Genomic DNA, 11,082 nt, shown 5'->3' with positions numbered 1-11,082 from the left:
CAGCATCGCCCAGAACCGGGGACAGGCTACCCCGCATCAAACGATAGCAGTGAGCCAATCCAAACCTGATTCTGTCAACCCTAGACGGAACCAGCCTTCAGCCCCTTACCTCAAGTTTTGTCCCTGCACCGTGGATCAATGCCGCCCTTGAGCGACATGGGTTCAAGAGCATGGAGAATAGGAGACTCGAACTCCTGACCTCTGCGGTGCGATCGCAGCGCTCTACCAACTGAGCTAATTCCCCGAAGGTCTGCGACTATCCTACCAAAACTCTTGGGCTTCGGCATGAGTCCGATGTTAGGGATGGGGAACGAAGGGACGTGCAAGGGCAACGCGATTTAGCCGAAGACATTCAGCCGAAGACCTTGCACGCTTTCGGGTGGATGGTAGCAGACCCCCGGCCCCAGCCGTCGCACCACTCACTCGTAGTAGCGTCCTTCAAGCCAAACTCGCAGGTCGTTTTCGGAGTAGAACCGCTGGGTTCGGTTGGTCACAGGATCGTAGACTGTCCAGTAGGTACAGTCGTTTTGCCACCGCTGTTGGATGCGAGGACTGTTGTTAGGCAGCATCCAACCCAGGCAGGCATGGCCTAACCGGAGTAGCGTTTGGCGCAGGAGAGCGGAGGGCCGGGGCCGAACCAGGGCTTCAAGCTGTTGCCGTTGCTGCTCGAGGTCGTAGTTAGAGTATTGGGTGCTGTTCATCATCGTTCCTCCGGGAAAATAACGTGCGCTGTGGGAGATTCAGGGCCATGCTTCGGTTGGCAAATCCTGCCCCCAGGGAGGCAACACCGACGGAACTCCCCCCAAGAGGGAGCCAAGGCAAGGATTCGGCGAGGAAGAAACCTGAAGTCAAAGACCACCCGATGACCGCCGTTGCGCGGCGGCTAGGGAATTGGGTATCGGTAACGGCGGATACGTTTAATGTACTGGCCCTGCCAAAAACCGCCAACGCATGGGATAGATAGGTTCTATGCAAAAAATCGATACGTTGCCGTCAGCGCCATCGGCTAGCCTAGGAGCATTGGTATAACGCCTATTTCCCGTATTTCCTGTTCAACACCCATCTTCTGGGGGATGCCATGAACCCTGGCAAACTTAAGCTGTCTCAATTGCGGGCGCTGGTGGCCATTGCCGACTGCGGCAACTTTAGCGAGGCCGCGCTAGAACTCAATTTGTCCCAGTCCACCATTAGCCACGCCATTGCCACCCTGGAGGAAGAACTGGGGGTGCTGCTGCTGCAACGGGGCCGTCATGGAGCCCGGTTAACCCCCGTGGGTGAACGCATCACCCACCATGCTAGGGAGGTTTTGGGGCTGCTAGACACCATCGCCAGCGAAGCCAACCAAGCGAAGGGGCTGCAAGGGGGGCAGTTGCGTATTGCCAGCTTTCGCAGTTGTACCACCCATGTGCTGCCGGGGGCCATGGCCCGCCTGCACCGCCGCTATCCGGCCATTGCCATCAGCCTGATCGAAATGGATGAACTGCACGAACTCAAGGAAGCCCTCCGCAAAGGGGAGGCCGATGTGTGCGTCGCCGAAACTATTGAGGGTGAAGAATTTGAGAGCCTGCACATTTTTGACGATCCCTACGTGGCCCTGCTGCCCCCCGATTTCCAGCCCCAGACCGGACGGCTGAGCCTCGAAGACCTGCGATCTATCCCGCTCATTGGCTCCTCCCACAGCAGTTGTGGGTTGCGCATTCGCCGAGAACTGAGTGCCCAGGATGACCTCCTCACCCTCGCCTACTGCATTCGCCACGATTCTTCCATGGTGGCGATGGTGCAGCAGGGATTGGGGCTAGCCATTTTGCCCCGCCTTGCCGCCGAACCTGTGCCCCCCGATGTGCGGATTTTCTCCCTCCCCTTCCCCATTTGTCGGCCCATTGGAGCCACCATCCTCAAAGATGCCCTCCATACTCCTGCCCTCTACGCCTTTTTAGATGCCCTGCGAGAAACGGGAGAATTTAGCCGCGCCCAAGCCGTTTAAAATGCCCCCATGCGACATCTCTACTTTCTTCTACCGGGCACCAGTAAGCGCTACGCCTGTGGCGGGCTGTTTGCCGAACTCAAAACCCTCAAACTGGCCCAAAAGCTCTGCACGGCTGAGGTTGTGACCTACGAGCAGCGGGAGCCAGACACCCTATTTTTGGATGACCTGCTGCAACGGCCCGACCTCGATAACCACATTTTGGTGATGAGCTGGGGCTTCCATGTGCCCAAGTTGGCCAAGCGTTTGCGGGGGCACAACCTGGTCTACCACGCCCACAGCAGCGGCTACGGCTTCTCGCTGCCGGGGGATGTGCCGATTATCACCGTTAGCCGCAACTCCCTAGGCTATTGGGGCCAGCGCAGCGCCAATGCCCCCCTGTTCTACCTGCCCAACCACATTGATGAATCCTTCACCAACCGCCAGATCCCCCGCGACATTGACGTGCTGGTGCAGGTTCGCAAGTCCTCCAGCTACCTGCTGAACATCCTGGTTCCCGCCCTCAAACCCCACTGCAACGTAGTTTGTCTGGATAGCTTTGTGGACGACCTCGGCGAACTCTTCAACCGCAGCAGGGTGTATTTATACGATTCCGCCGAATACTGGGCGATCAGTCGGGTGAGCGAAGGCTTTGGCCTGCCGCCCATGGAAGCGATGGCCTGCGGTTGTCAGGTGTTTTCCAGCGTCAACGGTGCCCTGGCCGACTACCTCGATCCGGGCTTCAACTGCCAGAAAATTGGCGTCTACTCCACGGCCTACGATGTCGAACGCATCCTCGCCGCCCTCACCACCCCAACGCCCAAACTCATGGCTCCTGAGGATTTGCAGCCTTACCGCGAGGAAGCCTTGATTCCCCGGCTTCGGGTCATTCTGGCGGAACTCAACCAATTTTTCGACCACCGAGCCAACCATCCCAGCGATATCCCTGGGCTTACCCCCTCCCGCCTCCGCTGTCTTTACCTCAAAAAGGTAATCACCAAAATCCGCCAGAAGCTGCCTAAATAGGAGACTTCCAGGCCAAATTTGCGTGGTGTGTCGCTCGTTTCCCCCAGCACCGTCGGGGCAGAACCGTCTCGTCCTGTCAAGGGTGTTCGGCCAGTGTGCCCGCTAGGGAATCACCCGCACCAGACCTTCCATGGTAATGGCTTGGGGCGTGACGGCGAGATGGTGAATCTGGGCCTCAGCGCCCAAATCCATCACCACATCTTCCAGGGAGGTTGGGGCCGACCAAACGCCCGATTGACCCACCTGCACCTCGGTTTGCCCTAGGGACAAATAGCGCCCCTCCTTCATAGTGAGGTGAGTACACAGCCGGAGTTGCTTGTCGGCCTCCAGCGCCCAGGTGAGGGTGAGGGTGCCCTGGCCCAGGGCGATGTCGGTGAGTTGGGTGGCGGGAGGCAGGGTGGTCAAGTGTTCCAGCACATCGTCCTCGACGGTGGAATCTGGGGAGGTCTGCGCCCACCGTTGAAACACGTCCTGCAAGCCCTGCTCTAGCAACGGCGCATGGAGGGAGGCCCGCACGTCTTCGGTGCTGAGGTAGACCCGTCCTTCTACCGGGAAAGCTTGCAGCAGCCGCAGGGGTTTGCCCCGCACCACTTGGCCCAGGTTGACGCGAATCTCTTTGGCCGCCACTGCCGCTTGGCTGACGTGCAGCCCCCGATACACCGCCTGCTGGGCCGACAAACTGACCTGGGGAATGTGGCCCGACAGAATTTGCCGATCCTTGCCCTCTAGGCGAAACTCTAGCCCTTCGATGTGATCCAGTTGGGTGTGCAGCCACAGGCGAATGGCGGGCGGCAATAGGCGACTAATCACCCCTCGCCCTGCCCCTGGAGAGGTCGCCTCCGACGCTACCTCCTCCGGGAAAATTGGATCCATTATCTCTGGGGATTCTGGCTGCATAGACCACCGCAACAAACCTCAATCAGCATATACCCTCGTTCCAACCTGTGGGGATGGGTTCGGCCAGCACGGGGAAGTGGTGCCCCTGCGGCCTTGGTTTTGATGCCAGCGGAGATCAAAACATCAGAAATTCATGACGTAATTGTGCTTATGGGGATCAATATGTCAGGAGATTTTGACAAAGTTGATCCCCAAACCCTGATTCCGTCGCTAGAAAAGCCCAAAAAGCCTTACTACAGGCTTGATCCCCGATTTCTTTTTTGTCATAGTGACGGGCAAGTCTTGATCCCCATCGTCCTTGACTGGAGGCTCTGCCCTAGGCCACACCTCCTAGGGGGGTGGATTTCAAGATTGGCAGAGACCTCTGTTTTAATAATTTTCCTAAGGAGAAAATTGGCCTATGTCCCAGCAACGCCCTCCCTTAGAAGACATGACCCTGCGGCAACTCCGCAAGGTTGCCAGCGAATATGAGGTGTCTCGCTATAGCCGGATGCGTAAAACCGAGCTAATCGACGCGATTCGGAGCATTGATGCCCAGCGGGGGCAAATTCCGGCCCCTAGCGTGGTCACGTCCGCCGCTGCGGCCCAAACCCAGGTTGAAGCGTCAAAGTACATGGCCCCTGATCTGCCCCCTTTGGAGGCGCTCACTTCGGTAGATGAGGGGCTGCCCGACTTGCCCAGCGGCTATGGCGAGAGCCGCATTGTGTTGATGCCCCGCGATCCCCAGTGGGCCTACGCCTATTGGGATATCCCTGCCGAGCATAAGGACGACCTGCGCCGCCAGGGCGGGGTGCGGTTGGCCCTGCGGTTCTACGATGTCACCGACATTGACCTCAACTACCAAGCCCCCCACAGCTTGCAACAGTACGAATGCGACGAAATGGCGCGGGATTGGTACCTGCCCATCCCCGTTAGCGACCGCGACTATGTGGCGGAAATTGGCTATATCTGCAACGATGGCCGCTGGCTGGTGCTGGCCCGTTCCCTGCCCGTCCACATTCCCCCGGTCTATCCGTCGGATTGGATTGAAGACCACTTTATGACCGTGGATTGGCAGGCCGATCTGCGCGGCAAGACCCTGATGGCCCTGCGCCACCCCAGCCGTACCGGAGCCGCTGCCCAGGGCGTTTACGACCGTATGTATGCCATGGCCCAGGATGCCGAAGCCCAGCGAGTCGCAGGTTCTCTGTATGGTTCCATGCAGCACGTTCCTGGTTCCGGTCAGCATGTGGCGGGTTCGATTCAGCAGGTGCCCGGTTCCATTCAGCACGTGGCGGGTTCGGTGCAGCACGTCGCCGGATCTATTCAGCAGGTGGGCGGTGCCGTCCATGTGGCGGGTTCCATCCAGCATGTGCCCGGTTCCCTGATGGCCGAACAAGCCGTGAGTTCCTACGTCTTCCCCTCTGGGGCGGGCCTGTGGGCCACGGCGGCGGTGCCGATGGGGTCGGTGCCCACGATGTCGGGCTATCCCCTCACCATGTCGGGGCTCACCATGTCGGGCTTTGGCCTGGGCTTCTCGGCCTCTGCGCCCCCCATTCGCCCCCGCAAGTTCTGGCTCATTGCCGACGCCGAGCTGATCGTCTACGGGGCCACCGAACCCGACGCCACCGTCACCATTGGCGGCAAGCCGATCAAGCTCAACCCCGACGGCACTTTCCGGTTCCAGATGTCCTTCCAGGACGGCAACCTCGACTTTCCGATCATGGCCGTGGCCGCCGATGGTGAGCAAACCCGCACCATCCACATGACCTTCGACCGGACTACCCTCGACCGCCGTACCAACACCAAGGAAGAGGCCACGCTGGAGTGGTTATCCTAGGTCGATAGCGCCTAGTCAGTTTGTCTGCGGACAGAATCACAAGGTAGGAGCCCCGGTGGGGCTCCTTTTTTCTAGGTTTTAGTCCTTTATCTTGGGCTTGCCCCTCAGCTTTTCTATGCTAATTCTGTGCTGTTGCACAGGGCGAAACGTCATAAACTGAGATACTGCTTGCCCACCATGAATGACAACTCCATGGCTGAATTCGTGTATCCCAGTCCTCTCATTTCCTAGCCCGATCCCCTCTATCCCGACGGTTTTGCTGTAACTACTGAGTTGAGATCTCCCTGCCGTGAAGCTATTTCTCTATCACATTCCCGAAGAAGTGCCCCAGGGTGCCACGCCCGATTGTGCCATTGCCATTGACGTGTTGCGGGCTACTTCCACCATGGCGGCGGCCCTGGAGGCTGGCGCTGAAGCTATTCAGGTGTTTAGCAACATTGACGATCTTCTAACCGTGAGCGAGCAGTGGCCCAGGGATCAACGCCTGCGGGCGGGAGAGCGAGGCGGCGGCATGGTGGAAGGCTGTGACCTAGGTAACTCTCCGTTGGATCACTCGGCAGAAAAGACCGGAGGCAAACGGCTGTTTATGTCTACCACCAATGGCACTCGCTGTCTGAAGCGCATTGAGCACGCGCCTACGGTGATTACTGCCGCCCTGACTACCCGCAAGGCCGTGGTGGACTTTTTGCTGGAGCGTAGGCCCGAAACCGTGTGGCTAGTGGGTTCTGGCTGGGAAGGCACCTATTCCCTAGAGGATACGGTCTGTGCTGGGGCGATCATTCAGGGCATCCTAGACGCCACTGGGCACAGCTTCAAAGACATCGCGGGTAATGATGCTGTGATTGGTGCGGTCAGCCTCTACCAGCACTGGCAGGATCGACTGCTAGAGCTGATGCACCACGCTAGCCATGGTCAGCGGTTACTGCGGTTGAACAACGAGGCCGATTTGAAATACTGCGCCCAGATGGATGTGTTGAACGTGGTGCCCATTCAACAAACGGCTGGGGTGCTGGTGCGCTAGGGGCAGATGACGGGGTGCGGGTAACGATACTCCAGCGGGTGGCAGACGCTAGGCTCAGCCCCCTGGGTGAATTCCACCATTCTTGGGGAAACCTTTACCCACGCCTTATCACGTCTTCACGGAACATCCCCTATTCTGAATTCAAGCCACCGGGCCGTTATGTAGAACCCCCTAGACAGAACCTTCTATAGCCTCAGACTTCCAGCTTTCTATACAGAACCCCCTACCCTTGATACCATGGCCCTGCTTCTTCGGAGGTGGGGCCATGGTGGTTAGGAGATTAATTCATACCATTGATATCTTGAGGGTGCGGATACAGTACACTGCTGAAGTATTTTTGCCACAGGGAACCATGGACGCTGGGGAGCTTTTAGCTCAGTATCGGGCTGGGGAACGCACCTTTGCAGGGCTGAATCTGCTGGAGGTTGACCTGATTCAGGCCATCCTCTGCGAGGCCAACTTTAGCCGCTGCGATTTCCGGCAGGCTCGGTTGGGCCGTGCCCATTGTGCTCGTAGCACCTTTGCCCAGGCAGATTTCAGTGAAGCCCTGCTGTGGGGGGCCGACTTTACCCAGGCCCAATGTCCCCAGGCCCAACTGCGGGACGCCGACCTCAGCGGGGCGGTATTCACCCAGGCCAACCTGGCGGGGGCCAACCTAGTCAAGGCCATCCTCTGCGGCGTGAATTTTCAGGGAGTCGATCTCTCCCGCGCCCTGCTGATCGAAGCTGATCTGCGCCCCAGTTCTGACCAAGCCACCAACCTGAACGGGGCCAACCTGAGTGAGGCCAACCTCAGCTATGCCCACCTCAGCGGAGCCTGCCTGACAGGGGCCAACCTGCAAGGGGCCAAGCTCTGCCGCGCCCGCCTAGGCCAAGGCTTCCGGCCCGATGCCCCCAAAACCGACCTCCGCCAAGCCAACCTGCAAGGGGCCGACCTCAGCTACACCGACTTTACGGGGGCCAACCTGCAAGGGGCTAACCTGCGGGGGGCCGACCTCACGGGGGCTGTCTTCACCCAAGCTGATCTTACAGAGGCACAACTCCCCGACGGGATTGACCTCACCCTGCCCTAGCGCCCTTGGCTATCCAAGGCGGGCTAGATCCATAGGGGCCATTACCTCAACGCTAACCCTGCAATGATGGCTTCAAACCAATCTTGATAGTCCAAACTGTCGTTGTCCCAGGTGATGGTAATGATGGTTCCTCGGTTTGGGTGGGCCACGACGACGGAGGTGTATGGCCACATCCCTAGCCAGGTAAATCGCAGCCCTGGATACCCCCCAACAGCTTGGTCTTCAAGGTCTCCTAGGAGTTGATAGCCTTGGGCCGCGACCCAGGCTTGAACCGTGAGACGGTCTGGATTTTCCTCCGCCACTATCGAGAGCGGTGTTGCTTCGATAAATTCCTCCCGGCGCTGATAGTCGGCCTTTGTCCAGAGGGTGAGCCGTTGGCCCTGGGCCTGAACGTAGGTGCTCTCTGGCAGGGGAAAGCTAACGCCCAAGGCCTCGCTCTGGTAGAGAGCTAGCTGACCATTTTGCTCGAAGCCTTGATGACTGTCGCGAGGGGGTTGATCCGCTGGGTTGCACCCCCAGGCGAGCCAGCTCAGGGAGGCATACACCACGATCAGGCCGATGCCCTTGATAGCATGCTGAGTGCCCATCCTACAGATCCTCGGTTTTGGTCGATTCACCCCTCGACAGCCTGGTACCAAGCCTCAGCCTGGTGTTGAATCGCGGCTAATTCCTCCGCCCCCATTTTATCGAGGTTTTTGAGAATAAAGCTCATGCGGCCCTGGGCTTGTAGGGTGCCGCGATGGCGATGGAGAAAATCCCAATAAAAGAAGTTGAACGGACAGGCGTTTTCCCCGGTGCGTTCTTTGGGGTTGTAGCGGCAGCCTTTGCAGTAGTCGCCCATGCGGTTGACGTAGTTGGCGGAGGCCGCATAGGGTTTGGAGGCCAGTCGTCCGCCATCGGCAAATAGGCCCATGCCCAGCACATTGGTTTGCATGACCCAGTCGTAGGCGTCGATAAACGCCGCATGGAACCAGGACTCCACTTCCTGGGGGTTCAGTCCGGCAATTAGGGCGAAGTTGCTGAGAATCATCAACCGCTGGATGTGGTGGGCGTATCCGGTGCGCTGGGTTTGGTCGATGACCTGGTGCAGGCAGTTCATGGGGGTGTCCCCCGTCCAAAAGAAATCGGGCAGGGGGTGATGGTGGCCGAACCCGTTACTCTGGGCATAGTCGGCCCCAAAGTAGTGATACAGCCCGCGCATATATTCCCGCCAGCCCAGCACTTGGCGAAGGAATCCTTCCACGCTGCTGAGGGGAAACTCGCCGCTGCGATAGGCATCCTCAACGCGCTGAATCACCTCCATGGGCTGCAACAGCCCCAGGTTGAGGTAGGGCGACAGTAGGGCGTGCCACATCGTTTCCTCCCCCGTCACCATGGCATCTTGGTAGGGGCCAAAGGTCTCCAGGCGTTCGGCCACAAAGGTTTCGAGCACCTGGAGTGCCTGGTCGCGGGTGACGCCCCAGCGAAAGGGGGTCGCTTGGCCAAAGGTGGGGATGTCTAGGTTTTCGACCTTTTCGATCACAGTCTGGGTGATGCCATCCGGCTCAAACCATCGGGGCTGGGGCGGTTTGAGCCTGCCCTTGGGCGGTTGGCGGTTGTCCTTATCAAAGTTCCACTGGCCCCCCTCCGGCTGATTTCCGGCCATCAGCACCCCCCATCGCCGCCGCCCTTCTCGATAAAAGCTTTCCAGCAGCAGCCCCTTGCGGCCCCTGGCCCAGGTTTCAAACTCCGCAGTATTCCACAGAAAATGATTGTTTTCCACAATCGTCAACGCACAGGGCAAATCCAGCCCTTGCAGCCAAGCCAAAAAGGGATGATCCACCGGATCCATCACCCGCAGTTCGTGGATGTGGTGCTGCTGAATCCACTGGTGTAAGGCCGCTTCCCGGTCGTCAGTGATGGCATAGGTAACGGGCCACCCCTCGGTCTTGAGGGTTTCGGCAAAATGCCGCATGGCCGACCACACTAGGATCAGTTTTTGCGGGTGATAGGGCCGATCCTGGGCAAATTGGGTCGATTCCACCAGCAGCACAGGCACATCCCGCCCTGCCACACTGGCCAGTGCCGCCTGCTCTGCCCAGAGTTGATTGCCCAGCACCCAAATCCCGACGGTCATCGCTAGCCCCACCGCAACACTTATCTATAACGAAATGTTAACAGTGTGTTCAGATTTTCTATACTTTTGTTGCGCTACGTTGAGAAAGCTTGGGCACCTAGACCAAGCTAAGGATAGGTATTTTCCTTGAGAAAGCGATGTTCTCCCAACTCTCCCTAGCGCCCCGGTATCGCCTCGATGACGAGTCTGTCTGGTTGCAGGGCATTGACCCCCTGCGGCGCTATTGGGTGATGGTAAATGGTGAAGAAGCCCTGGTGCGGCGGCTTCCCGGTCTCAGCGCCCCAGATTTTGACAGCTTCCGGCAGGCCATTCGCGGCTTTCGAGGGCTAGACATTGGCCAAGAACTAACCCTCCCCGCCGAACTAGGCGAGCAGGTGACGATTATTTGCGTTGCCGAAAACGCCTATGCCCTTGCTGACCACTCTGCGGCCCCCGTGTGGCACCTGTTTGATCGCGAGTCCCTCGAATCGCTGCTGATGACGGCCCATCCCGATTGGCAGTGTGCGCCCCAACACCTTCGCCTGGGGCAATCGGTGCTCACCGCTGCCTGGGGCCAACCCGTTGCGGCCAAAGCGGCCTAGCCCCGGTTAAACGACAGCAACTCTTGCAGAGAGGCCAGCAGCTTAATTTCGGCCCGCTTAACCTGATCGGTGTCGGTAATATCGAAAACCCATTGCACATTCACGGAAAAGAGGGGCGTCTTCACCCGACCCTTTACCGTCACTTGGCGACCGTGCTCCGTCGCTTGGGTGCGACTTTCCTTGGGAATGGCCTGCATACCAGCCGCTTCCTGGGCGAGATAAGTGGCAATGGCGGGTGGCCCCACAATGGCCCCCTCAAAGGGCGGGACAAGACACCCTTCATCGCTAAATAGCGTGGCCACAGCAGCATAGTTGCCCTGGTTAAAATGCTCGAAGTATTGCGCTATCAACGGATCTAGGGTGAGAGCGGCTTGGGAAAGGGTTTGAACCATGGGGATTAGGGATTAGGGATTGGGGATCTGGGGTTAGGGATCTGGAATCCGGGATTAGGAACAAGGGGTAGGGTGGGCGATATCCACCGACGTTGCCTAAATGTGGAAAAGGGATGGGTATCCTGGCAGAGGCTGTGGGCGCTCCCGGATAACCATCCCCTGGTTCATTCGCTAGACATCATGGCCTGGACAGGT

Annotated in this window: 11 protein-coding genes and 1 tRNA gene; 6 read left to right on the top strand and 6 right to left on the bottom strand. The window is 58.6% G+C overall.

Annotated elements, in window-relative coordinates; genetic code table 11:
- Positions 1-171: 171 nt before the first annotated feature.
- Positions 172-244: transfer RNA gene (locus tag GFS31_RS16670), tRNA-Ala, on the bottom strand.
- Positions 245-419: 175 nt separating this feature from the next.
- Complete coding sequence (locus GFS31_RS16665) at positions 420-704, bottom strand: hypothetical protein (RefSeq protein WP_198805885.1); 285 nt, start codon at positions 702-704, stop codon at positions 420-422.
- Between the two features lie 374 nt (positions 705-1,078).
- Here GFS31_RS16665 and GFS31_RS16660 point away from each other — a divergent pair, with 374 nt between their 5' ends.
- Both GFS31_RS16660 and GFS31_RS16655 read left to right on the top strand, forming a co-directional pair.
- A complete protein-coding gene (locus tag GFS31_RS16660; protein WP_198805884.1) occupies positions 1,079-1,984 on the top strand; it encodes a LysR family transcriptional regulator in 906 nt (301 codons plus the stop codon).
- Between the two features lie 9 nt (positions 1,985-1,993).
- Entirely contained in the window at positions 1,994-2,989 is a 996-nt protein-coding gene (locus GFS31_RS16655) for a glycosyltransferase (RefSeq protein WP_198805883.1), read from the top strand.
- 102 nt (positions 2,990-3,091) lie between these two features.
- On the opposite strand, the gene GFS31_RS16650 is transcribed toward GFS31_RS16655, so the two are convergent.
- A complete protein-coding gene (locus tag GFS31_RS16650; RefSeq protein ID WP_198805882.1) occupies positions 3,092-3,862 on the bottom strand; it encodes a DUF2993 domain-containing protein in 771 nt (256 codons plus the stop codon).
- A 424-nt stretch (positions 3,863-4,286) separates the two neighbouring features.
- Between GFS31_RS16650 and GFS31_RS21095 the strand changes: the two genes are divergently transcribed.
- The 3 genes from GFS31_RS21095 (at position 4,287) to hetL (ending at position 7,798) form a co-directional block, all read left to right on the top strand.
- Positions 4,287-5,705 (top strand): DUF4912 domain-containing protein, encoded by a 1,419-nt coding sequence (locus GFS31_RS21095; protein WP_225907467.1) that lies wholly within the window; start codon positions 4,287-4,289, stop codon positions 5,703-5,705.
- 289 nt (positions 5,706-5,994) lie between these two features.
- Positions 5,995-6,726, top strand: a complete 732-nt coding sequence (locus tag GFS31_RS16635; protein WP_198805881.1) for a 2-phosphosulfolactate phosphatase family protein — start codon at positions 5,995-5,997, stop codon at positions 6,724-6,726.
- Positions 6,727-7,078: 352 nt separating this feature from the next.
- Positions 7,079-7,798, top strand: a complete 720-nt coding sequence (gene hetL, locus GFS31_RS16630; RefSeq protein ID WP_198805880.1) for a heterocyst differentiation pentapeptide repeat protein HetL — start codon at positions 7,079-7,081, stop codon at positions 7,796-7,798.
- Between the two features lie 41 nt (positions 7,799-7,839).
- On the opposite strand, the gene GFS31_RS16625 is transcribed toward hetL, so the two are convergent.
- A complete protein-coding gene (locus GFS31_RS16625) occupies positions 7,840-8,385 on the bottom strand; it encodes a hypothetical protein (RefSeq protein ID WP_198805879.1) in 546 nt (181 codons plus the stop codon).
- A gap of 26 nt (positions 8,386-8,411) precedes the next feature.
- Positions 8,412-9,914: a cryptochrome/photolyase family protein gene (locus GFS31_RS16620; protein WP_198805878.1), complete on the bottom strand. Its 1,503-nt coding sequence runs from the start codon at positions 9,912-9,914 to the stop codon at positions 8,412-8,414.
- Positions 9,915-10,051: 137 nt separating this feature from the next.
- On the opposite strand from GFS31_RS16620, the gene GFS31_RS16615 reads away from it, so the two are divergent.
- Entirely contained in the window at positions 10,052-10,495 is a 444-nt protein-coding gene (locus GFS31_RS16615; protein WP_198805877.1) for a hypothetical protein, read from the top strand.
- On the opposite strand, the gene GFS31_RS16610 is transcribed toward GFS31_RS16615, so the two are convergent.
- Entirely contained in the window at positions 10,492-10,887 is a 396-nt protein-coding gene (locus GFS31_RS16610) for a nuclear transport factor 2 family protein (protein WP_198805876.1), read from the bottom strand. The genes GFS31_RS16615 and GFS31_RS16610 overlap by 4 nt on opposite strands.
- Positions 10,888-11,082 lie beyond the last annotated feature (195 nt).

Origin of the sequence: Leptolyngbya sp. BL0902, assembly GCF_016403105.1 — a bacterium.
Classification (GTDB): domain Bacteria; phylum Cyanobacteriota; class Cyanobacteriia; order Phormidesmidales; family Phormidesmidaceae; genus Nodosilinea.
The sequence above is the reverse complement of the archived record's forward strand: the minus strand, read 5'-3'. Positions and strand labels throughout refer to the sequence as shown.

What these genes read in the sequence shown, in the direction of transcription:
- GFS31_RS16665 (WP_198805885.1), bottom strand. Translation starts at nt 704, where the DNA reads ATGATGAACAGCACCCAATACTCTAACTACGACCTCGAGCAGCAACGG.
- GFS31_RS16660 (WP_198805884.1), top strand. Translation starts at nt 1,079, where the DNA reads ATGAACCCTGGCAAACTTAAGCTGTCTCAATTGCGGGCGCTGGTGGCC.
- GFS31_RS16655 (WP_198805883.1), top strand. Translation starts at nt 1,994, where the DNA reads ATGCGACATCTCTACTTTCTTCTACCGGGCACCAGTAAGCGCTACGCC.
- GFS31_RS16650 (WP_198805882.1), bottom strand. Translation starts at nt 3,862, where the DNA reads ATGGATCCAATTTTCCCGGAGGAGGTAGCGTCGGAGGCGACCTCTCCA.
- GFS31_RS21095 (WP_225907467.1), top strand. Translation starts at nt 4,287, where the DNA reads ATGTCCCAGCAACGCCCTCCCTTAGAAGACATGACCCTGCGGCAACTC.
- hetL (WP_198805880.1), top strand. Translation starts at nt 7,079, where the DNA reads ATGGACGCTGGGGAGCTTTTAGCTCAGTATCGGGCTGGGGAACGCACC.
- GFS31_RS16625 (WP_198805879.1), bottom strand. Translation starts at nt 8,385, where the DNA reads ATGGGCACTCAGCATGCTATCAAGGGCATCGGCCTGATCGTGGTGTAT.
- GFS31_RS16620 (WP_198805878.1), bottom strand. Translation starts at nt 9,914, where the DNA reads ATGACCGTCGGGATTTGGGTGCTGGGCAATCAACTCTGGGCAGAGCAG.
- GFS31_RS16615 (WP_198805877.1), top strand. Translation starts at nt 10,052, where the DNA reads ATGTTCTCCCAACTCTCCCTAGCGCCCCGGTATCGCCTCGATGACGAG.
- GFS31_RS16610 (WP_198805876.1), bottom strand. Translation starts at nt 10,887, where the DNA reads ATGGTTCAAACCCTTTCCCAAGCCGCTCTCACCCTAGATCCGTTGATA.